This window comes from Amycolatopsis rhabdoformis (genome assembly GCF_035918295.1).
Lineage (GTDB): Bacteria > Actinomycetota > Actinomycetes > Mycobacteriales > Pseudonocardiaceae > Amycolatopsis > Amycolatopsis rhabdoformis.
Window position 1 is genome coordinate 7311382 of record NZ_CP142149.1, and the last position, 21644, is coordinate 7333025.

General features: G+C 70.8%; 16 protein-coding genes. 7 read left to right on the top strand and 9 right to left on the bottom strand.

Translation table 11 applies throughout. The features are described 5' to 3' along the window. Positions 1–142: 142 nt before the first annotated feature. Entirely contained in the window at positions 143–2404 is a 2262-nt protein-coding gene (locus tag VSH64_RS33690) for a sodium-translocating pyrophosphatase (protein WP_326566781.1), read from the bottom strand. 275 nt (positions 2405–2679) lie between these two features. Here VSH64_RS33690 and VSH64_RS33695 point away from each other — a divergent pair, with 275 nt between their 5' ends. Beyond that, positions 2680–5712: a DEAD/DEAH box helicase gene (locus VSH64_RS33695; RefSeq protein WP_326566782.1), complete on the top strand. Its 3033-nt coding sequence runs from the start codon at positions 2680–2682 to the stop codon at positions 5710–5712. A 42-nt stretch (positions 5713–5754) separates the two neighbouring features. Here VSH64_RS33695 and VSH64_RS33700 read toward each other — a convergent pair whose 3' ends face one another. The 8 genes from VSH64_RS33700 to ssd all read right to left on the bottom strand — a co-directional run bounded on the left by VSH64_RS33700 (position 5755) and on the right by ssd (position 12573). Then, positions 5755–6375, bottom strand: coding sequence for a bifunctional DNA primase/polymerase (locus VSH64_RS33700; protein WP_326566783.1), 621 nt, complete (start codon positions 6373–6375; stop codon positions 5755–5757). 421 nt (positions 6376–6796) lie between these two features. Continuing rightward, entirely contained in the window at positions 6797–7192 is a 396-nt protein-coding gene (locus tag VSH64_RS33705; RefSeq protein WP_326566784.1) for an Rv3654c family TadE-like protein, read from the bottom strand. Between the two features lie 329 nt (positions 7193–7521). Beyond that, entirely contained in the window at positions 7522–7860 is a 339-nt protein-coding gene (locus VSH64_RS33710; RefSeq protein WP_326566785.1) for a TadE family type IV pilus minor pilin, read from the bottom strand. Beyond that, entirely contained in the window at positions 7860–8024 is a 165-nt protein-coding gene (locus VSH64_RS33715) for a DUF4244 domain-containing protein (RefSeq protein WP_326566786.1), read from the bottom strand. Before VSH64_RS33715 ends, VSH64_RS33710 begins: the two co-directional genes overlap by 1 nt. A gap of 31 nt (positions 8025–8055) precedes the next feature. Continuing rightward, a complete protein-coding gene (locus tag VSH64_RS33720; protein WP_326566787.1) occupies positions 8056–8745 on the bottom strand; it encodes a type II secretion system F family protein in 690 nt (229 codons plus the stop codon). Continuing rightward, on the bottom strand, positions 8745–9503 hold the full coding sequence (locus VSH64_RS33725; RefSeq protein ID WP_326566788.1) for a type II secretion system F family protein: 759 nt from the start codon (positions 9501–9503) through the stop codon (positions 8745–8747). The genes VSH64_RS33720 and VSH64_RS33725 overlap by 1 nt, the downstream gene beginning before the upstream one ends. A 253-nt stretch (positions 9504–9756) precedes the next feature. Continuing rightward, the gene (locus VSH64_RS33730; protein WP_326566789.1) at positions 9757–10893 is read right to left on the bottom strand and encodes a TadA family conjugal transfer-associated ATPase; all 1137 of its coding nucleotides are present in this window, start codon (positions 10891–10893) and stop codon (positions 9757–9759) included. 603 nt (positions 10894–11496) lie between these two features. Further along, positions 11497–12573: a septum site-determining protein Ssd gene (ssd, locus tag VSH64_RS33735; protein ID WP_326566790.1), complete on the bottom strand. Its 1077-nt coding sequence runs from the start codon at positions 12571–12573 to the stop codon at positions 11497–11499. 546 nt (positions 12574–13119) lie between these two features. On the opposite strand from ssd, the gene VSH64_RS33740 reads away from it, so the two are divergent. From VSH64_RS33740 to murQ, 6 genes are all read left to right on the top strand, one after another. Next, a complete protein-coding gene (locus VSH64_RS33740; protein WP_326566791.1) occupies positions 13120–13965 on the top strand; it encodes an HAD family hydrolase in 846 nt (281 codons plus the stop codon). 690 nt (positions 13966–14655) lie between these two features. Continuing rightward, positions 14656–16353 carry a glycoside hydrolase family 3 protein gene (locus VSH64_RS33745; RefSeq protein ID WP_407655697.1) on the top strand — a complete coding sequence of 566 codons (1698 nt, stop codon included), beginning with the start codon at positions 14656–14658 and terminating at the stop codon, positions 16351–16353. After that, the gene (locus VSH64_RS33750) at positions 16350–17615 is read left to right on the top strand and encodes an exo-beta-N-acetylmuramidase NamZ family protein (RefSeq protein WP_326566793.1); all 1266 of its coding nucleotides are present in this window, start codon (positions 16350–16352) and stop codon (positions 17613–17615) included. Before VSH64_RS33745 ends, VSH64_RS33750 begins: the two co-directional genes overlap by 4 nt. 9 nt (positions 17616–17624) lie before the next feature. After that, positions 17625–19391 (top strand): serine hydrolase, encoded by a 1767-nt coding sequence (locus VSH64_RS33755; protein ID WP_326566794.1) that lies wholly within the window; start codon positions 17625–17627, stop codon positions 19389–19391. A 301-nt stretch (positions 19392–19692) separates the two neighbouring features. Beyond that, positions 19693–20604, top strand: a complete 912-nt coding sequence (locus VSH64_RS33760) for a MurR/RpiR family transcriptional regulator (protein ID WP_452010760.1) — start codon at positions 19693–19695, stop codon at positions 20602–20604. Between the two features lie 17 nt (positions 20605–20621). Next, complete coding sequence (gene murQ / locus VSH64_RS33765) at positions 20622–21551, top strand: N-acetylmuramic acid 6-phosphate etherase (RefSeq protein ID WP_326566796.1); 930 nt, start codon at positions 20622–20624, stop codon at positions 21549–21551. The last annotated feature ends 93 nt before the right edge of the window (positions 21552–21644 follow it).

Below are 21644 nucleotides of genomic sequence, written 5' to 3' on the forward strand. Positions count from 1 at the left end.
CGTCCAGGTGCCCCCGACCGTACCGATCCGAGAATCATTCGCAAGTCACCCGCCTGAGTGCGGGAAGAATTCCCGACGGACACGTCGGGGCCCGGCACGCGGTGCGCGTGCCGGGCCCCGACGGTGTTCTTGCCGCGGCGGATCAGGCTTTCGCCTCCGCCGGGGTGTTCTCGATGACCGTGCCGCGCCGCTTGGACACGACGATCGCCGCGATGATGACCGCGACCGCGACGACCGCGATCACGATGCGCCACGTGGTGTCGGCGCCGCCGCCCAGCGAGAGGCTGACGACCGCCGGCGCGATCAGCACGGAGACCAGGTTCATCACCTTGATCAGCGGGTTGATGGCCGGGCCCGCGGTGTCCTTGAACGGGTCGCCCACGGTGTCACCGATGATGGTGGCCTCGTGGCCGGCCGAGCCCTTGCCGCCGTGGTTGCCGTCTTCGACGAGCTTCTTGGCGTTGTCCCAGGCACCACCGGAGTTGGCGAGGAAGATCGCCATCAGCGTGCCGGTGGCGATCGCACCGGCCAGGTAGCCGGCGAGCGCGCCCGTGCCGAGGCCGAAGCCGACGGCGATCGGGGCGAACACCGCGAGCAGACCCGGCGTGGCGAGCTCACGCAGCGAGTCGCGCGTGACGATGTCCACGACCTTGCCGTACTCGGGCCGCGTGGTGCCCTCCATGATCCCGGCGATCTCGCGGAACTGGCGGCGCACTTCCTGCACCACCGCGCCGGCCGCACGCGAAACCGCGTTCACGGCGAGGCCCGAGAACAGGAACACCACGGCCGCGCCGACGATCACGCCGACCAGCGTCTCCGGGCTCACGATGTTGGCGATGAACGCGCCGGTACCGCCGACGGCCTTCGTGATCGCGTCCGAATAGGACCCGAACAGCGCGGTGGCCGCGAGGACCGCCGTGGCGATCGCGATGCCCTTGGTGATGGCCTTGGTGGTGTTGCCCACCGCGTCCAGCTCCGTGAGGATCTGCGCGGCCTTCTCGTCGACGTCGCCCGACATCTCGGCGATGCCCTGCGCGTTGTCGGAGACCGGGCCGAAGGTGTCCATCGCGACGATGACGCCGACGGTGGTCAGCAGGCCGGTGCCGGCGAGCGCGACGGCGAACAGCGCGACGCCGCCACCCAGCAGGTACGCGCCGAACACGGCGGCACCGATCACGAGCGCGGTGTACACGGCGGACTCGAAACCGACCGAGATGCCGGACAGGATCACCGTGGCGGCACCGGTTTCCGACGTCTTGGCGACGTCCTGCACCGGCTTGTGCTCGGTGCCGGTGTAGTAACCCGTGAGCTTCAGGATGATCGCGGCGAGCACGATGCCGATGATCACGGCGACGGTCGCGATGACCGCCGGGTTGCCGGTGTTGCCCGCGAACTCCGCGCCGAAGTCGGAGAAGCTGCTCGGCAGGTAGACGAACGCCGCGACGGCCGAAAGCACCGCGGAGATCACCGCGGAGATGTAGAACGAGCGGTTGATCGTGACGAGGCCACCCTCGCCCGCACGCGCCTTCGTGATGTACACGCCGATCACGGCGGTGATGACACCGATGGCCGGCACGATGAGCGGGAAGATCAGGCCGCTGGAACCGAAGGCGGAGCTGCCCAGGATCAGCGCGGCGACCAGCATGACCGCGTAGGACTCGAAGAGGTCCGCCGCCATGCCGGCGCAGTCACCCACGTTGTCACCGACGTTGTCGGCGATCGTCGCGGCGTTGCGCGGGTCGTCTTCGGGGATGCCCTGCTCGACCTTGCCCACGAGGTCGGCGCCGACGTCGGCGGCCTTCGTGAAGATACCGCCGCCGACACGCATGAACATCGCGATCAACGCGGCACCGAACCCGAAGCCCTCCAACACCTTCGGGGCCTGGCCCGTGTAGACGAGCACGACGATCGCGGCACCGAACAGGCCGAGGCCGACGGTGATCATGCCGACCACGCCACCGGTGCGGAACGCCACGCGCATCGCGATCTCGCGACCGCCCTCTTCACGCGCGGCTGCCGCCACCCGCAGGTTCGCCTGCGTGGCGAGCCACATGCCGAGGTAGCCGATCGTGAACGAGAACACCGCGCCGACGAGGAAGAAGATCGAGCGGCCGATGCGCTCGTTCCAGTCGTCCGCGGGGAGCGCGAACAGCAGCAGGAACACGATTACGCCGAAGATGGCGAGGGTGTTGCGCTGCCGCTTCAGGTATGCGGCCGCACCTTCCTGCACCGCCTTGGCGATGTCCTGCATCTTGGCGGTGCCCTGGCCCGCGGCCAGCACCTCCCTGAGCAGCACGTAACCGATGGCGAGTGCGGCAAGGGCGACCACGGCGACCACACCGACGATGGTGTAGCCACCCCCGGTGAGCGTGAGACCGCCCTCCGCGAGGAACTGCCGGGACATTCGTCCTCCTGGGAACGCCGTTGGCCAATGCGGACTCGTCGTACCCGGCGTGCCTGCACTGGCATGGATCTGTTTCGAGCGACACGCTAGCCGTGCGGGCAATGCACGTCTCACATGACGATCGCCACAGAGGGTGTGGATTGCGGGAGTGTATTGGTAGTGCTCAGCGGGCCTGCAACGCGTCCCGGTCACGGTACGTTCCGTGACCTTGTGTGATTGCTCACTTGATCGATCTCGCACCGGTTCTGTCGGTGCCCTGTGCGACGCTTCGGCACGTGGTTGAGCGAGGACGGAGGCTGCTGAGCCGGGTCACGGCCGGGGTCCCGGTGAACGAGAACCCGGTCACGCACGTGGCCGAGCTTCCCGCGCGTGCGGCGGGTTTCGCGGCGTGGCCGGAGTGGGCCGCGCCGGAAGTCGTGTCCGCGTTCGCGGGCGCGGGTGTCGGTGTGGCCTGGAAACACCAGGTCGAGGCGGCGTCGTTGGCGCACGCGGGTTCCCACGTGGTGGTGTCCACGGGCACGGCGTCGGGAAAGTCGCTGGCCTACCAGCTGCCGGTGCTGTCGTCGCTGGCCACGGGGTCGAGCGCCACCGCGCTGTACCTCTCGCCCACCAAGGCGCTGGGCGCCGACCAGCTGCGTTCGGTGTCCTCTTTGGACGTCCCTTCGGTGCGCGCGGCTTCGTACGACGGCGACACCCCGATGACCGAGCGCGACTGGGTGCGCGCGCACGCCAACTGGGTGTTCACGAACCCGGACATGCTCCACCGCGGCATCCTGTCGGCGCATTCGCGGTGGACCCGGTTTTTCAAGAACCTGGCGTACGTGGTGGTCGACGAGTGCCACAGCTACCGAGGGGTGTTCGGTTCGCACGTGGCGCTGCTGCTGCGTCGGCTGCGTCGGGTCGCGGCGCACTACGGGGCTTCGCCGGTGTTCGTGCTGGCGTCGGCGACCACGGCTTCGCCCGCGGAGTTCGCTTCGCGGCTCACGGGGCTGTCGTGCGCGGCGGTCACCGAAGACGCTTCGCCGCGGGGCGCGCGCACGGTCGCGCTGTGGGAGCCGCCGCTGCTCGACGAGCTGACGGGTGAAAACGGCGCGCCGGTGCGCCGGTCGGCCGGCGTCGAGACCGCGCGGATCCTCACGGATCTGGTCGTGGAGGGCGCGCGTTCGCTGGCGTTCGTGCGCTCGCGGCGCGGGGCCGAGCTCACGGCGCTGGGCGCGCGGCGGCTGTTGTCCGAAGTGGACCCGGCGCTGGTGGAAACCGTTGCGGCGTACCGTTCCGGCTTCCTTCCGGAGGAACGGCGGGCGCTGGAGGCGGCGTTGCTGTCCGGCCGCCTGCTCGGCGTGGCCACGACCAACGCGCTCGAGCTCGGCGTCGACATCGCGGGCCTCGACGCGGTGGTGCTGGCCGGTTACCCGGGCACGCTGGCGTCGTTCTGGCAGCAGGCCGGGCGCGCGGGCCGCTCGGGCGACGAGGCGCTGGTGGTGTTCGTGGCTCGCGACGATCCTCTCGACACGTATCTGGTGCACCATCCGGCGGCGTTGCTGGAGCGCCCGGTGGAGACGGCCGTTTTGGACCCGACGAACCCGTATGTGCTCGGCCCGCAGCTCGCGTGCGCCGTTGCGGAGCTGCCGCTCACCGAACCGGAACTCCCCATGTTCGGCGGCGAGGCGGCGCGGTCGGTCCTGGCGGACCTCGCCGAGGAGAAGCTGCTGCGCCGCCGCTCCAGCGGCTGGTACTGGACCTCCCGCGACCGCCCCCACGCCGAAGTCGGCATCCGCGGCTCGGGCGGCGACCAGATCGCCGTCGTCGAAGCCGACTCCGGCCGCATGCTCGGCACGGTGGACCCCGGGTCCGCTTGTTATGCCGTGCACCCCGGCGCGGTTTATCTGCACCAGGGGTCGTCGTACGTCGTGGATGAGCTCGACCTGGAAACCGGGCTCGCGCTGGTGCACGCGGAAGACCCGGACTGGCACACGTCCCCGCGTGAGATCGTGGACATTTCCGTGCTGAGCACCCAGGAACAGTGCCGCCACGGCGGCGTCACGGTGTCCCTCGGCGAGGTGGCGGTGACGTCACAGGTCGTCGGCTACCTCCGCCGGCGGCCCTCGGGTGAGGTGCTGGATCACACGCCGTTGGACCTGCCGGAACAGAGCCTGCACACGCGGGCTGTTTGGTACACGGTGAGCAGCGATTTGCTCGGCCCGAACTTCCGGTCGGTGACTGGCCGAGGTTTCGGCCCGGCGGATGCTGTTGCTGCCGCCGGAACGGACAGCGTGGCATCGGTGGGAACCGGGGGTGGTGGGGGTTCTGGCGCCGAGGCGACGGCTGGGTCCGTCGCACCGGCAGGGACCGAAGGCGCCAAGGGCGACAGCGCCGAGGAGCCGACCGGGACCGTCGCACCGGTGGGGACCGAAGGCACTCGGGTCGGGGCCGAGGGTCTGGAGTCGGTGGGGACCGGGGGTGCTGGGGGCGACGGCGCCGAGGAGCCGACCGGGACCGTCGCACCGGTGGGGACCGAAGGCGCTCGGGTCGGGATCGAGAGCGTGGAATCGGTGGGGACCGGAGGTGCTGAGGGCGGCGGCGCCGAGGCGACGGCTGGGTCCGTCGCACCGGCAGGGACCGAAGGCGCGCGGATCGAGATCGAAAACTTGGCAGCGGCGGGGACCGGAGGTGCCAAGGGCGACAGTGCCGCGGAATCGGTCGGGACCGTCGCGCCGGTGGGGACCGGAGGCACTCGGGTCGGGGCCGAGGGTCTGGAGTCGGTGGGGACCGGGGGTGCTGGGGGCGACGGTGACGCGGAGGTGGCCGAAACCGTCGCGCCGGTGGGGACCGGGGGCGCTCGGGTCGGGGCCGAGGTTGGGGCGCCGGTGGGGACCGGGGGTGCTCGCAGAGCACCGGGGGGCGCCGGATTGAGTCCGGCGCGCGTCCCCGGTGCCCTGCATGCCGCCGAGCACGCGGCGATCGGCCTGCTACCGCTGTTCGCTACGTGCGACCGCTGGGACATCGGCGGGGTGTCTACCGCGTGGCACGAGGACACCGGGGAGGCGACGGTGTTCGTGCACGATGGGCATCCCGGGGGTGCGGGATTTGCCGACCGCGGTTATGCCGCGATTGTCCCGTGGCTGGCCGCAACGCGGGAGGCGATCGTCTCCTGCGAGTGCCCGACGGGCTGCCCGTCCTGTGTTCAGTCGCCGAAGTGCGGGAACGGCAACGAACCGCTGGACAAGGCAGGGGCGGTGGCCGTACTGGATACCGTGCTTGGGGCGTTGCGTCAGCACGGGGAGCAGTGCGGCCACGGTGGTGCGTGAAATCTCTTCAGTTGTCGACGCTGTGTGCCGGGATGGAACCGGTCACGCAGCGGTGGTCTCCACGAGCAGCGAGGCGTGCTCGGCGGCGAGGGCGCGCACGAGGACTTCGTGCACCTCGGCGGCGTCGGGCAGCTGCCAGCCGCACACCTCGGGCTTCACGCGCCAGTGAACGACACCGTGCTGGAACGGCGACGGCGGCAGCGGGATGAAGCTGCCGGCACCGTGCCACTGCACCGAGGCCTGCGCGGCGAGCTCGGCCGGGATGCTGTCGGCCGGCGTGGTGAGGAACAGCCAGCGGCCGTTGGGCATCGCGACGATCGGCGCGGGGTGCCCCAGGGCACGCAGCAGACGGGCGGCGCGCTTGCCGAGCTCGTCGTCGACCTCGATGGCGTCGACGACCGTGCCCGTAGCCACGAGCAGGCTGTGGGTGCGGTCGGAGAACCAGGTGGCGACCTCGTGGGCGTGGGTGCCGACCAGCTCGCGCCAGTCTTCCCGCACCGGCACCGGGCGGCGCCAGGTGAGGTCGTCTTCCTCACCGGTGATCGGCGCCGGGGTCGCCCCCGGGAGCACCGGCCAGCCGCGCCAAGCGAGGCCGATCGCCTCCGCTCGCAGTTCGATGCGGAAGGCGCTCCGCCAGCTGTCCGGCCAATTCGCGTCCAACATTGCTTTCCTGCCTTCAAAGTCCGGTTTCGCGCCACCCGGGTCGGGGCCGTTGGTGGCGCACGTCTCACTAAACGGCAACTTGCACATTGCGCGGAAGAGCCGCGCGACAACCGGTGGTTACTGGGCGATGAACGCCCGGTAGCCCACCGCTCGGCCGATAACGGACAACCGATCACCGGCCGTTGAGCCCCCGCTCAACCCCTTGAGCACGCGGGTTGACACTTTCGCCGCGCTTCGCGGCCACCGTGGCGCACCACGTCGTTCAGACGGTTGACCTGCGGTTTCTACCGCTCGGCGTGCGTCAGCGACCGCTGCTCGCGGTGCCTGCCGCTCGTCGAGACAGTGCGTCTGGCCACTCCGGCGGTGATCCACTTCGGCGCGGCCACTCGTCGTGACCACCCCCGGACGAGTGGCGCCGGGCTCACTCCGGCAGGTCCACCGGCCCCGCCCGCGCCCGCGCCGACGGCGGCGGAAGGCCCGGGACAGGAGGGGTCGCCGCGCGAACCTCGACGAGGGCATCGCGCTCACGCCAGCTGCACGCCGTGACGACCGCACCTTCGTGCTCGGCCACCTCGCGCGCCCGGTCACAGGCCCGGGCCGGCCCGTCCGCAGCGTGGGCCGCGGCGGCGAGCGCGCCGAGATCAGCGGCGGCTTCAACCCGGTGCCGCGCTGCGACGGCCGCGCCGAGCCAGCAGCCGGCGGCAGCGAAGGCGACGAGGGCGGCGATGACGATGGCGGTCCATACAGTGGCGACGCCGTCATCGGCGGTCAGACGGCGGGCCGCTCTCGGCGGTTGGCCCTTGCTGCTCTGTTTCACTGCCGGGCTCCGACCACCTGCTGGTCGCCCTGCCGTCGGCGACCTCGTGGTCGACCTTCGGCCCTCTGATTCACGGCCGCGCTCGAGCCGCCTGGCCCTGGTGATCTTGTCGTCGGGCCCGCTCTGCTTCCTGGCGGGACCGCGGGCGAGTGCGCGTGATAGCCGAGTCGGCGCAGTACAAGGACTTCGTCGCAGGCCCAGGCAACTCGGCTTCACCTCTGCTGCCGGAGTCACGCCCTGCGGCTGGCCTCTTTCTTTCACGACGGGAACCCGACCGTCGGCTGATGATTGCCGGGTCGCCCGTGGCGGCGGGCCTTGACCTCGCTGGTTCACGATTCGGCTCCCGGCTCGGCGACCGCGTAGGCGACGGCGTCCAGGTGCAAGGTGGCGAGGGTGTCCGTGGTGACGACGGCGGTGATGCCGTCGCCGGTGCGGCGGAGGGTCAGGTGGGCGCCGCGAGGGGCGATGGTCTGCACGACGGCCTCGGCCGCGCCGGGCTGTCCGGCGGCGGTGAGGCGCGCGGCTTCGCGGGCGGCGTCGAGGCACCGGATGTGCCCGAGCACCGCGGCGAGGCCGGTGAGCAGAGCGGCCACCACGGCGGTGAGGGCGCACAGGGAAAGGGCGGCCTCGACCGTGACCATGCCGCCGTCCCGGCGACGGCGGGCCATCAGGTCGCCACCGTGAGGGCCCGTTGCACGACGCCCGAGAGCGCCGTGCTGATCGAATCGCCGCTGAGCAGCACGAAGAGCGCGAGCGCGAACGCCGCGGCGGCGACCGTGCCGATGGCGTACTCCGCTGTGGTGGTGCCCTCGTCTCCGGGGAGGAAGCGCATGGTCCGTCCTTTCTGTCCATTGTGGATTCATCTACAACACGCTCCCGATCCGCTCGGCCAGGCCGAGCACCACCGGAAGCACGCCGAGCACGAAGAACGCGGGGAGGAAACAGAGCCCCACCGGCAGCGCGAGCGCGACGCCGGCCCGCTCCGCGCGTTCCTCGGCTTCGACGCCGATCCCGTCGCGCAGACGGCGGGAGACTTCGTCGGCCGTCGCCGCGAGGGCGGCGCCGGATCGGGCCGTGCGGGTCGCGGCGACCGACAGTTCCTCGAACCCCGGCCTCGTCTTGAGCTGCGCCCAGGCTTCCGCCGGCTCTGCGCCGAGGGCGAGCAGGTTCGCGGTGGCCTTCATCGCGGTCGACGTGGGTGGGCGTGCGGTCGTGCTGACGGCGTCCAGCGCGGTCGGCACCGGCAGGCCCGCGCGCAGGCAGGCGCCGAGCAGGTCGAGGGTGGCGGCGGCGTCGAGGCGGCCGGCGACATCGTCGGCTGATTTCGGTTTACGCGAACGGCGGAGCAGCCACCAGGCGCCGGCGGCGGCGAGTGCCCCGCCGACCAGACCTGCGACGACGCTGACGGACACCCCGGCGATCCCCGCGGCGAGTGCGTGAGTTGCGCGGAGACTTGGCAGCTTGGGCTGCCACCGCGTCGGCGGGGCCAGGGTGCGCGGCTTCGGCGGGCTCGGCCAGCTGAGCAGCGCGGCGGCCATCAGGAGGTACGGCATCACCGGCCCCCGAGGGTGTTGCGCCCGGTCAGCGCGCGCGACCACGCGGTGCCCGCCCAGAGCAGCGCAGCCCCGGCGACCAGGAAGAGCTGGCCGAGGACGGTCCGGGTGAGGACGGTGAGTGGTTCCGCGCCGATCGCCTGGCCCATCGCGAGGCACAGCACCGGCAGCCCCGTCAGCACGGTCGCGCTCATCCGCGGCCCGGCCATCTTGGCGCGCAGCCGCCTGGCGAACGTGGCGGCGGCGTCGACATCGCGACGGGTGGCATCGAGCGTGTCGGCGATGGGGAGGCCGTGGCGGAGGGCGAGCGTCCAGGCGGTGGCGAGCTGTGGGAGGGCTTGGGATTCGAGGGTGCCGTCGAGTCTCGCGGCGGTGGCGAGGTTGGTGAGCTCGCCGGCCAGCGCGGGAACGGCTTCGGCCGCTGCCTCGGCCGCGAGCACCGGATGTGCGCCCGCCCGCAGCTCGGCGACCATTGTCCTGATGGCGGCCGAGGTCTGTTCGGTGCGCGCGAGGGTTTCGGCGGTTTCCCTTCTGCTGCGCCGTTCTTGCCTCACCGCGACAGTGACCAACGCGGTCGCCACGGCGGCGCCCCACCCGGCCAGCGGCAGGGCGACCAGCGTCGGTAGGACCCAGACGGCTTGCCGGGGCGGAGCGGGGATGGTCAGCCGTCGGCGCGACGGTGGCACCAGTCGGGTCGGCAGAGTCGGCCAGGTGAGGAGCGCGGTGCCGACGCAGAGGAGCGGCCAGGCGGTGATCATGGACCGACCTCTTTCCGGCTGCGGACGGCGCGCGAGGTCCACAACGGACGGGTCAGGTCGGGTGAGCTGTGCGGCCAGTCAAGTTCGGAAGGCCGCGACGTCACGCGGCGGCCTGTTCCACTCGAAGGGATCACGACGTCTGCCGAGGTCCGGGCCGGACGATGGGTCACGGGTGAGCCGCGGTCTTCCCTGAACACAGGGACTGATGCGCTCGCCGAAGACGGAGCCTGACGGTCGGCGCGGTGGGGCGAGGTCACGGGGTCGCCTCCTCGAAGAGGGAGCGGTACGGGGTCCAGTGGCCGTCGCGCCAGATGGGGGTGGCGTGGGTGGTTGTGGTGGTGCGGTGGAGGGTGGCGATTTCGGTGAGGTGGCGGGCGCCGTCGGGGGTGCGGTGGAGGTGGAGGACGACGCGGATGGCGGCGGAGAGTTGGCTGTGGAGGGCGTCGCCGGTGAGGCCGCCCAGGGAGGCGAGCGCGGCGAGGCGCGCGGGGACCTCGGAGGGCGAGTTGGCATGGAGGGTGCAGGCGCCGCCGTCGTGGCCGGTGTTGAGGGCGTTGAGGAGGGAGCCGACTTCGGCGCCGCGGACTTCGCCGACGACCAGGCGGTCGGGGCGCATGCGCAGGGCCTGGCGGACGAGTTCCGGGAGCTCGACGGCGCCGGCGCCCTCGACGTTGGCCGGGCGGGCGACGAGGCTGACGAACTGCGGGTGGGCGGGGCGCAGCTCGCCGGCGTCTTCGACGCAGACGATGCGTTCACGCGGGCTGACCTCGGCCAGCAGGGCACTGAGCAGGGTGGTCTTGCCGACACCGGTGCCGCCGGTGACCAGGAACGCGAGGCGGCGCGTGATGATCGAGCGGAGGATGTCGGCGCCCTCCTCGTTGACGACGCCCAGCGCGGTCAGGGTGTCGAGCGTGTGCGTCGCTGGACGAAGGACGCGCAGGGACAGGCAAGTGCCGTTCGGGGCGAGGGGCGGCAGAATGGCGTGCACGCGGACGTGGCCGCCCGGGACAGGAAGCCAACCGTCCACATAGGGCTGGGCGTCGTCGAGGCGGCGGCCCGCAGCGAGGGCGAGGCGCTGCGCGAGACGGCGGACGGCCTCTTCGCCGGCGAAGCGGATGTCGGTGCGGGTGAGGCCGGAGTCGCCGTCCGTCCAGGTCTGGTCGGGGGCGGTGACGAGGACGTCGGTGACCGCGGGGTCCTCGAGCAGCGGCGCGAGCGGGCCGGCGCCGACGAACTCGTGGTGGGCCTGGCGGACGGCGTCCAGGACCGCGTCGTGGCCGAGGGTGCCGCCGGCCTCCGCCCGAACGGCCTCCGCCACGGCCACGGGATCCGCCGGCCGGCTCTCCCCCGCGAGGCGGCTGCGGACGCGCTCGACGAATTCGGTGGTCATGTCGGCGGCTTCGGGTGAGTGGGCATCACGGGACTCCTCAGCTACGCGGGAAGTATTGGTGTTGAAGGGAAATCGGTTTCTCAGGACGGTGGACCTGGAGGTGCCGACGGGTTCAGGCGGCCGGCGGGAAGTCGTCGGGCCAGGTGACCGGGCGCGAATGGAGCTCGGCCAGCCGGGCACGTCCGGCTGCCGCCAGGTTCAGGCCGTCAGAGGGAAGTCATCGAGTCGGGTAGTGGGCTGAACGTGGAACTCGGACAACAGGACACGCGCGGACGCGACCGGGTTCAGACGGTCGGCGGGCCGTCGTCGAGCCTGGTGGCCGGGGGAACCTGAAGCTCGGCCAGCAGGACACATACGACCGCCACCAAGTTCGGGCCACTGGCAGCAAGGCATCGAGCCGCGTGGCCGGGCGGGAATGGAGCTCGGCCACAAGGGGGCCCGCGCCGTCGCGTTCACGCCGCCAGTGGCGAGCCGTCGAGCCGCGTGGTCGGCCTGGAGCGCGACCGCCGCCGCCAGGTTCGGGCTCCCAGCGCCAAGTCCTCGACCTGGCTGGCCAGGCGGGAATGGAGCTCGGCCAACCGGACACGTGCGGCCGCCGCCGGTTCACGCCGCCATCGGGAAGTCCTCGACCCGAGAAGCCGGGCCGGCCAACAGCTCAGCCAGCACGGCACGCGCAGCCGTCACCAAGGGGCCCTTCGGAGGCAGGTCGAACTCCCCCGTCTCCAAAGTCGCGGCGACGCGCCGTTCCGGTGGCAGCGTCGCGAGCAGCGGTGGGCCCAGCAGCGCCGTGGTGCGGGACGGTGGTGCACCGGAATGTGAATGTCCACTTGCGACCAGGGCGAGGTGGTCCGTGTGGGGGGCGAGGCGTTCCAGGACTTGTTTCGCGGCCATGCAGGCGCGGAACTCCACGGGTACCACCAGGACCACCAGGTCGGCGGCGGAGGCGACCGCCAGGGCGCCCTCGTCGAGGTGGCGGGGCAGGTCGCAGATCACTGCGCGGCCGGAGCGGCGGCCGGCGGTCACGATGGCGAACAGGGCGCGCCGGGTGGGGCCCGGGCCGGTGCGGCCGCAGGACAGGACGGGCAGCGTGCCGCGGCGAGGGAGGGCGTCGACGAGGGACGGGAGGGCGACGCGGCCGGAGAGGTGGACGTCGGGCCAGCGGTGGCCGGGCGTGTTTTCCAAGCCCAGTGGGAGATCGAGGCCACCGCCGAGGGGGTCGCAGTCGACGAGGAGGGCCGGGGTGGTGCGGGCGGCTTCGACGGCGGTGGCGGCGGCGAGCACGGAGGCACCCGCGCCGCCGCGGCCGCCGATCACGGCGAGGACCGGGCCGGGGCGCTCGGCCGGGGCGTCGGCGGCATCGGCGAACGCGAGGGTCAGCTCGGATTCGTCGTCGGGCAGGCAGAGGACGCGGCGGGCGCCGACGAGGGCGGCGTGGCGCCAGGTGTCGACGCCGGCCGCGCCCTTGGCGACCACGAGCACGCCGTCGCGGCGGGGCAGCAGCACTTCATCGTCTACGGCGTCCTCTTCCAGCACCACGAGTGGCGCGCGGGTCCAGCGCGAACGCGCGGCCGGCAGATCCGGTGCGCGGTCGAGTTCGCAGCCGGCCACCGCGGCGACGCGCAGGATCTCCTCCAGCACAACGCCGTCGGCAGCGACGACCAGTGGATGTGCGGTTGTCATCTGGGGCCTCCCCCTCGAAGCCGAGCCGGGCGGTTCGGTCCTCTCAAGATCACCCGCGCCGGACGCCCTGGGCAATGGCCAACCTCGCGACCTGTGGATAACCCGGTGCTTGTGGACAACTCGCGCCGAATCCGCCACTCGCGCCCGAACCTGTCGGACCGATGAGGCACAATGCGCGGCCCGCCGCCACCCCTGAACCGGAGAATTACCGCCGCCGACTAATTGCGACGAAAAAGATCCCGGAGATCCGCGAAAGCGGCGGAAAAATTGCTTTACCCATGAAAAGAGGGCGGCCCTCGCCAGGGGGAGGGACGAGGGCCGCCGTGGGTTCAGCCCCGGGGGGTCGGACTGAACCGGCCCGGTTGGACACCGGGTTCCCACACTGTAACTCGCCCGAGCACCGGATGGGGCCGCGAGCGACACCTACGATTCGGTAACGGCATCCAAAGCCGGATGCACTGTCCTGTCATGGATTTTCCGCCGGGCGGGCGCGCCGGTGTTCGATCAACGCGAGAACCCGGGCGCCGCTTCTCCTATCCTGATCACGTGGCCGAACCCAGCACCGCGCCGCCGCGCGAATCCCGCCCCGAAGAACCCCGGCGTGCCGTCGCCGCGTTCTTCGATCTCGACAAGACCATCATCGCTTCCTCCAGCGCGCTGGCGTTCAGCAAACCATTACTCAGAGAAGGACTGATCAACCGCCGAGCGGCATTGCGTAGTGCGTACGCACAACTCGTCTTCTCCCTCGCCGGCGCCGACGCCGACAAGACCGAACGCATGCGCGCCGAGGTCTCGAAGCTGTGCGCCGGCTGGGATGTCGCGCAGGTTTCCGCGATCGTGCGGGAAACGCTCCACGACGTAGTCGATCCACTCGTGTACGTCGAGGCCACCGATCTCATCGCGCGCCACCTCGCCGACGGCCACGACGTGGTCGTGCTCTCCGCGACCGGCGAAGAGGTCGCCGCCCCGGTCGCCGCGATGCTCGGCGCCACGCGCTGCGTCGCCACGCGCATGGGGGTCACCGACGGCCGCTACAACGGCGAGATCGACTTCTACTGCTACGGCGACAACAAGGCCGTCGCCGCGAAGCAGCTCGCCGCGACGTACGGCTACGACCTCGCCGAGTGCTTCGCCTACACGGACTCGAGCACCGACATCCCGCTCCTGGAAACCGTCGGCCACCCGCACGCGGTGAACCCCGACAAGCTCCTGCGCCGCGAAGCCGCCGAACGCGATTGGCCCGTGCTCGCGTTCGAACGCCCGATGTCGCTGCGCAGCCGGATCCCCGCTCGGTCCGCGGGCATGGTCGCCCTCGGCGTGGGCGCCGTGGCGGCCGGCGCGACGTGGTACAGCCTGAGTCGTCGCCGACGGTTCCGAACCCCGCCGAGCTAGGCACCCACACGGCGGTACCGCGGGCCGTTTTCTCAAGCGTGGGGCGGAATCGGCGTCGCTGAGGGTGTGTGCATCACCGGATCGAGCCTCTTTTCCCGGTGCACCCGCCCACGCTCTTGAAGTGACCGGGCTCACGGCGTAGAAAGTAGGTGCGGACGTTGAGCCGGCCAGGGCAGAGGTAGAAGAGAAGCCTCTGTCACCCCGGGCAACCTCCGTGCGCGGACTCCGGGTACCCACGCGCAGCGCGCCGCGGGAGGCTCGTCGTCTAGGGACTGCGTACCGGGACGCCGGACGCCGAGTCCATGAAGGTACGACCAGAGTTGCACGCTTGGTCGCCCGAGAAGTTTCGCGCTTGCAGGCGGCGCCCGCCGGCTTCGGCCGACGGGCGCCGCCAGTGTTTCCGGGGTAGTTTCGCGAAAAATCCCAGGTGAACCCCCACGTTCCTGCGCTCGGCCGATGGACAACGCGTGAGCCGGTGAGTAGCTTCCCGATACCGGCGCCGCCAGGTGGACTTCTCACCACTCGCGGCGCACGACACTGGGAGGCCCATTCGTGACGACCCGACTCGCGCGCACGCGCCCGCGGAGGATCCATGCGCTCGCCGTCCCCCTCGCGGGGCTCCTCGCCGTCGCCGGCACCGGCATCGGAATCGGCACAAGCGCTTCAGGCAGCACGCCGGACGCGAACGCGATGACCGCCCTGGACGCCGCCGCTCAACAAACCCTCCACGGCCTCACCCTCGAGGAAAAGGTCGGCCAGCTCTTCGTCACGTGGGTCAACGGCAAGTCCGCCGACGAGGTCAACCCCAAGAACCAGACCGATTTCGGCGTCGACACCCCCGCCGAGGTCGTGCGCAAGTACCACCTCGGCGGCGTCATCTACTTCAACAACGACAGCCGCGACAACTTCGACACCCCCACGCAGGTCGCGAAGCTCTCCAACGGCCTGCAGCAGGCCGCGATCTCCAGCGGTGCCCACGTCCCCTTGCAGATCGGCACCGACCAGGAGGGCGGCACCGTCACCCGGATGGGTGCTCCCGCCACGGAATTCCCCAACTCCATGGCCATCGCCGCGGGCCGCAGCACCACCAGCGCAACGCAGGCCGCCACGATCATCGGCCACGAACTGCGCGCCGTCGGCATCAACCAGGACTTCGCGCCCGACTCCGACGTGAACTCCAACCCGGCCAACCCCGTGATCGGCGTGCGCTCCTTCGCCGGGCAGCCGGAGCTCGCGAGCCAGTTCGTGACGGCCGAGATCAAGGGCTATCAGAACTCCGGCCGGCCGGCCGAAACCGTTTCCTCCACGGCAAAACACTTCCCCGGCCACGGCGACGCCGCCACCGACAGCCACACCGGTCTGCCCCGCATCGACCGCACCGAGGACGAGTGGCGCAAGATCGACGTGCCGCCGTTCAAGGCCGCCATCGCCGCCGGCATCGACTCGATCATGAGCGCCCACATCCAGTTCCCGAGCCTCGACCCGTCGGGTGAACCGGCCACGCTCTCGAAGCCGATCATCACCGGCAAGCTGCGGGGCGAACTCGGTTACGACGGCGTGGTGATCACCGACGCGCTCGAGATGCAGGGCGTGCGCGAGCTGCACAGCGACGCCGAAATCCCTGTGCTGGCCCTGAAAGCCGGCATCGACCAGCTGCTGATGCCGGTGCACCTCGAGCTCGCGATCAACTCCGTGATCAGTGCCGTGAAGTCCGGCGACCTGCCGATGCAGCGCATCGACCAGAGTGTGCTGCGCGTGCTCAAGATGAAGCTGAAGCGCGGCATCCTCACTTCGCCGTTCAACAACCCCGCGCTCGTCGCGAAGAAGGTCGGCACGCCGGCGAACCTCGCCACCGCCCAAGGCATCGCCGACCGGTCGATCACCGCCATCGCCAACGACGCCGGTGTGTTGCCGCTCAAGCAGAAGCCCGCCACCGCGCTCGTCACCGGCTGGGGCGTGGCCAGCACGCAGACGCTCGCCGACCGCCTCACCGCGCACGGCACGAAGGCGACCGCACTGCAGACCGGACAGGCTCCGTCCGACGACCTCATCGCGCAGGCCACCGAAGCGGCAAAGAACACCGACCTCGTCGTCGTGCTCACCAACAACCTCGGCGGATTTCCCTTGCAGAACAAGCTTTTGCAGGCGCTGATGGCCACCGGCAAGCCCGTGGTCGCCGTCGCCGCGCAGATCCCGTACGACGCCGGTTACGCCAACCCCGTGCCCACCTGGCTCGCGACCTACGGCTACATCACGCCGTCGCTCGAAGCGCTCGCCAAGGTCGTGCTCGGCGAGACGAAGCCGAGCGGCAAGCTGCCGGTCGACGTCCCCGCGGGCGCCGACGTGAACACCGTCAAGTACCCCTTCGGACACGGACTGAGCTGGTGAACCTCAACCGCAGGAAGTTCCTCGCCGTCCCCGCGCTCGCCGTGCCGGTGCTCGCGAGCGCGTCGACGACCGCGCAAGCAGCACCAACGCAAGCAACCCGACACCAGAAAGTCCTGACGGGCGCCGAACAACTCGCCGCCCAGCACTGGCGTCCGCTCGCCGGGCGCAAACTCGGCGTGCTCTCCAACCCCACGGGCGTGCTCGCGAGCGGCGACCACATCGTCGACGACATGGTTGCGGCCGGTGTGAAACCGGTGGCGGCCTTCGGTCCCGAGCACGGGTTCCGCGGCAGCGCGCAGGCCGGCGGGTCCGAAGGCGACTACACGGATCCGCGCACCGGCATCCCCGTGTACGACGCGTACGGCGCCGACGCGACGAAGCTCGCCGCACTGTTCACCAAGGCGGGCCTCGACACGGTCGTGTTCGACATCGCCGACGTCGGCGCCCGCTTCTACACCTACATCTGGTCGCTCTACACGGCGATGGTCGCGGCGGCGAAGGTCGGCGCGGCGTTCGTGGTGCTCGACCGGCCCAACCCGATCGGCGGCCGCCTCGCCGGCCCGGTGCTCGACCCGAAGTTCGCCTCCGGCGTCGGCCGCAAGCCGATCGCGCAGCAGCACGGCATGACCGTGGGCGAGCTGGCGCGGCTGTTCAACACCGAGTTCCTGCCCGGCGAAGGCGTGAAACCCGTCGACCTGCAGGTGATCGAAGTCCGCGGCTGGCGGCGCGAGATGTTCTTCGCCGAAACCGGTCTCGACTGGGTCATGCCGAGCCCGAACATGCCGACGCCCGACACCGCGCTCGTGTACCCCGGCACCTGCCTGTTCGAAGGCACGCTCTTCGCCGAGGGCCGCGGCACCACGCGACCGTTCGAGATCCTCGGCGCGCCGGGCGTCGACTGGCACTGGCGCGACCGGCTCGAAGCCCTCGACCTGCCGGGCGCGCGGTTCCGTGAGACGTACTTCGTGCCGACGTTCAGCAAGTTCGTGAACGAGACCTGCGGCGGCGTGCAGCTCACCGTCACCGACCCGAAGGCGTTCGACGCGATCACCACCGCCGTCGCCATGCTCGTGACCGCGAAGCAGGTCGCGCCGCAGACCTTCGGCTGGCGGCCCGACCACGCCATCGACCTGCTGTCCGGTTCCGACCGGCTGCGCACCATGATCGACGCCGGCGCCGGGGTCGACGAGGTCACCGGCGCCTGGCGCGCCGAGCTCGCCGCCTTCGACCGCCAACGCCGGCCCTACCTGATCTATCGCTGAGGAGCGGTCATGCGTGCTAGGAAGGTGCTCGTCGCAACGGTCGCGGTGCTCGTCGCGGCCACGACCACCGCAGGAGCCGCCGCCATCGCCACCCCGACGCAGCACGACCCGTTCGCCGGGCGCTTCGACGTGGTGCGACACGGCTTCGCGGCCCCCTCCACCACGTTGCGCGAGGGCAAGCCCTCCGACGTGGGCCTCGACGGTGCTCCGATCAAGAGCGCCGAGCAGTTCCTGGCGAGCTGGACCCAGCCCGACGCCACCGGGCACCCGCACTTCTCCGGCGCCGTCGGCCTGCTCGCCCACGACGGGGTGGTCGTGGACCGCTACGCCGTCGGCGGCGCGCTGCGCTACGCCGACGCGGCGGGCACCGAGCTGCCGAAGGACCAGCAGGTGCCGATGCGCGACGACACGATCTTCGATATGGCGTCGGTCTCGAAGCTGTTCACCTCGATCGCCGCGCTGCAGCTGGTGGAGCAGGGCAAGCTCGACGTCAACGCTCCCGTAGTGCGCTACCTGCCCGAGTTCGGCGTGAACGGCAAGGAAGCCGTGACGATCGAGCAGCTGCTCACGCACACGTCCGGCTTCGACGCCGATCCCGTCCCGTCGCTGTGGCAGGGCTATTCCGACATCCCGGCGCGGCGCAAGGCCGTGCTCGACAGCCCGCTGAAGAACGCGCCGGGCACGACCTACCTCTACTCCGACCTCAACATGCTCACCCTCGGCTTCGTGATCGAGAAGCTCACCGGGCAGACGCTGGACAAGGTGGTGCACGACCGCATCACCGCGCCGCTGGGCATGGTCGACACCGGCTACAACCCGCCCGCCTCGAAGCTGGACCGCATTGCCGCCACCGAGTTCGAGTCGAACCCGCCGCGCGGCCTCGTGCGGGGCCAGGTGCACGACGAGAACGCGTGGTCGCTCGGCGGCGTGGCCGGGCACGCCGGCGTGTTCTCCACGGCCGGCGACCTGGCGATCCTCTGCCAGACGATCCTCAACGGCGGCACCTACGGGGGCAAGCGGATCCTGCGGCCGGACACCGTCGAGACGATGCTGACCAACTACAACCAGCGCTTCCCCGACGACAGCCACGGCCTCGGGTTCGAGCTCGACCAGCCCTGGTACATGGGTGCGCTTTCCTCACCGGTCACGGCCGGCCACACCGGTTTCACCGGGACGACGCTGGTCATCGACCCGGAATCGCGGTCGTTCGCGTTGTTGCTCACCAACCGAGTGCACCCGAGTCGTAACTGGGGCTCCATCAACACCGCGCGCCAGGTCTGGGCCACTTCGCTCGCCCAGGCCATGGCCGTGAAGCCCGCGCAGGGCCGAGATGCGTGGTTTGCCGGACTCGGCAACCAGGCGACGGCTACGCTCAGTACGGGCCCCTTGACACCGCGATCCGGCGGGCCACTGCAGGTCTCCTTCTACGCCTTCGTGGACACCGAGGGGCCGACTGATCCACTTCAGCTGGAATCGTCTTCCGACGGTGTTAGTTGGCAACCGGTCGCGGTTCACGCGAACGGAGCAGGAGCACCGCCCGGAGAGGTGACGTCGCTCTCAGGACACGGACACCGTGCCTGGTGGCGCGTGACGGCAGAAGTACCGGCCTCGTCCGTTACGAGCCTTCGCTGGCGTTACACGACCGACGCGAGTTACACCGGACGCGGAGTTTTTGTCGACGGTGTGAAAGTCACCGAACGGGGCCGGGCAGTTCTCGATGGTGAGCGGAATCCGTCGGCACTCACCGCTACCGGGTGGAATTTGAGCGCTCGGTGACCGCGCTGTCGCGCAGCGCCGAACTGGCCCTCCCACTCAGCGATCCGAAGCCTTTTGCGGGGCGACACTAAGTTGCCAAGTCGTTAGCTTGAGCTCGTTAACAAGGTCGACCTGGTTAGCGACTTTCTGGTCAACGATTAATCGCAAAACGAAGTCCGCAGACACGGACGGGTTGCGATCCTGCCGAAGGATGTGGGTAGCCTTGTCGCAAATGCCAACGGTTAGTGACTTTCCGACGGTCGACGATGCCGATTCCGTAACCATCCCGGTACCGTCCGAGCAAACCCCAGCTCAGACCACTGTGCGTGACGCCGATGCGAGCCCGCTGGTCCGCATCCGCTCGCTGCTGCCCGGGCTCGCCCGCGCCGAGCAGCGGGTGGCGAAGGTCGTGCTGGAGGACCCCGCGTCGGTCGCCCGCCGGAGCATCACCGAGGTCGCCCTCGCCGCCAGCACCAGCGAGACCACGGTCACGCGCTTCTGCAAGGCCGTCGGCGTCGGCGGATACCCGCAGCTGCGCATCGCGCTGGCCGCGGACACCGCGCGCACCGAGGCCCGCACCACGCGCAACCTCGGCGGCGAGATCGGCCCGGAGGACGACCTCGCGGCCGTGATCGGCAAGGTCAGCTTCGCCGACGCGCGCGCCGTCGAGGAGACCGCCGACCAGCTCGACGTCGCCACCATGCAGCGCGTGATCGACCTCGTGGCCGAAGCCGGCCGCGTGGACGTGTACGGCGTGGGCGCGAGCGCCTTCGTGGCCGCCGACCTGCAGCAGAAGCTGCACCGCATCGGCCGCGTGAGCTTCTCGTGGTCCGACACGCACATCATGCTCACCTCGGCCGCGGTGCTCAGCCCCGGTGACGTCGCCATCGGCGTCTCCCACACGGGCGCGACCACCGACACCGTGGAGGCGCTGCGCGTCGCCCGCGAGCACGGCGCGATCACCGTCGCCGTGACGAACTTCCCGCGTTCGCCGATCACGGAGGTCGCCGACCACGTGCTCACCACGGCCGCGCGCGAAACCACCTTCCGTTCCGGGGCCACGGCGAGCCGCATCGCGCAGCTCACCGTGATCGACTGCCTGTTCATCGGCGTCGCGCAGCGGCACATGGACGCGTCTGTCCACGCGCTCGACGCGACGCGGGACGCGGTCGGCTCGCACCGGCTCGGGGTCAGGCCCGACGGTCGCCGCCGTCCGCGGGAAACCGGTAAGTGAACTCAGAAACGAGGCGCATGATGTCCGTCCCCACGCAGGCGGTACACGTCGATTCGCCGACCGAGCAGCGCAACCCCCGCACGGTGGACATCGACCTGATGTCCACCATGGGGATCCTCAGCGCCATCAACGCCGAGGACCGCCGGGTGCCCGACGCGGTGGCCGCGGTGCTGCCGCAGCTGGCGCGCGCGGTCGACTACGCCGTGGAAGCCCTGCGGGGCGGCGGCCGCGTGCACTACGTCGGGGCGGGCACTTCGGGCCGCCTGGCGACGCTGGACGCGGCCGAGCTCGTGCCGACGTTCAACGTGCCGGGCGACCTGTTCGTCGCGCACCACGCCGGCGGCGAGAAGGCTCTGCGGCAGGCGGTCGAGAACGCCGAGGACGACGACGAGGCCGGCGCGGCCGAAATGTCCGCCGCGGTGCGGCCGGGTGATTTCGTGCTCGGCCTCGCCGCGTCGGGGCGCACGCCGTTCGTGCTCGGCGCACTCGAGGAGTCGAGCCGGCTGGGCGCGCACACGGGCCTGGTCTCGGCCAACCCGCGTGCGGCGAAGCCGGCCGGTGTCGACGTGCTGATCGCCGTGGCCACCGGTGCCGAGGTGATCGCCGGCTCGACCCGGATGAAGGCGGGCACGGCACAGAAGCTGATCCTCACGGCGTTCTCCACGGCCACGATGATCAAGCTGGGCAAGACGTACTCGAACCTGATGGTGAGCATGCGGGCCACCAACGCGAAGCTGCGCGGCCGCACGATCCGCATCCTGCAGGAAGCCACGGGTCTGACCATGGCCGACTGCTCCGACGCTCTCACCGAGGCCGGCGGCGACCTCAAGACCGCGCTCGTGCACCTGCTCTCGGGCTGCGACGTCGAGCACTCGGCGGCGGCGCTGGAAGCCAACAGCGGGCACGTGCGCAAGGCCCTGGACTCGCTGCACCTGCGCGCTGGTTGACAGCCGCACCGGGCTCTGCGGGGAGCCCCGGTACGCAAAAACGGACGAAGAGCCCCTCATCTCCTGGTGAGGGGCTCTTTTGTGGGCTGCTCC

Coding starts and splice junctions, on each gene's coding strand:
- VSH64_RS33690 (WP_326566781.1), bottom strand. CDS start 2,404: ATGTCCCGGCAGTTCCTCGCGGAGGGCGGTCTCACGCTCACCGGGGGT.
- VSH64_RS33700 (WP_326566783.1), bottom strand. CDS start 6,375: ATGTTGGACGCGAATTGGCCGGACAGCTGGCGGAGCGCCTTCCGCATC.
- VSH64_RS33710 (WP_326566785.1), bottom strand. CDS start 7,860: ATGGCCCGCCGTCGCCGGGACGGCGGCATGGTCACGGTCGAGGCCGCC.
- VSH64_RS33715 (WP_326566786.1), bottom strand. CDS start 8,024: ATGCGCTTCCTCCCCGGAGACGAGGGCACCACCACAGCGGAGTACGCC.
- VSH64_RS33720 (WP_326566787.1), bottom strand. CDS start 8,745: ATGCCGTACCTCCTGATGGCCGCCGCGCTGCTCAGCTGGCCGAGCCCG.
- VSH64_RS33725 (WP_326566788.1), bottom strand. CDS start 9,503: ATGATCACCGCCTGGCCGCTCCTCTGCGTCGGCACCGCGCTCCTCACC.
- VSH64_RS33730 (WP_326566789.1), bottom strand. CDS start 10,893: ATGACCACCGAATTCGTCGAGCGCGTCCGCAGCCGCCTCGCGGGGGAG.
- ssd (WP_326566790.1), bottom strand. CDS start 12,573: ATGACAACCGCACATCCACTGGTCGTCGCTGCCGACGGCGTTGTGCTG.
- VSH64_RS33745 (WP_407655697.1), top strand. CDS start 14,656: ATGACCGCCCTGGACGCCGCCGCTCAACAAACCCTCCACGGCCTCACC.
- VSH64_RS33755 (WP_326566794.1), top strand. CDS start 17,625: ATGCGTGCTAGGAAGGTGCTCGTCGCAACGGTCGCGGTGCTCGTCGCG.
- murQ (WP_326566796.1), top strand. CDS start 20,622: ATGATGTCCGTCCCCACGCAGGCGGTACACGTCGATTCGCCGACCGAG.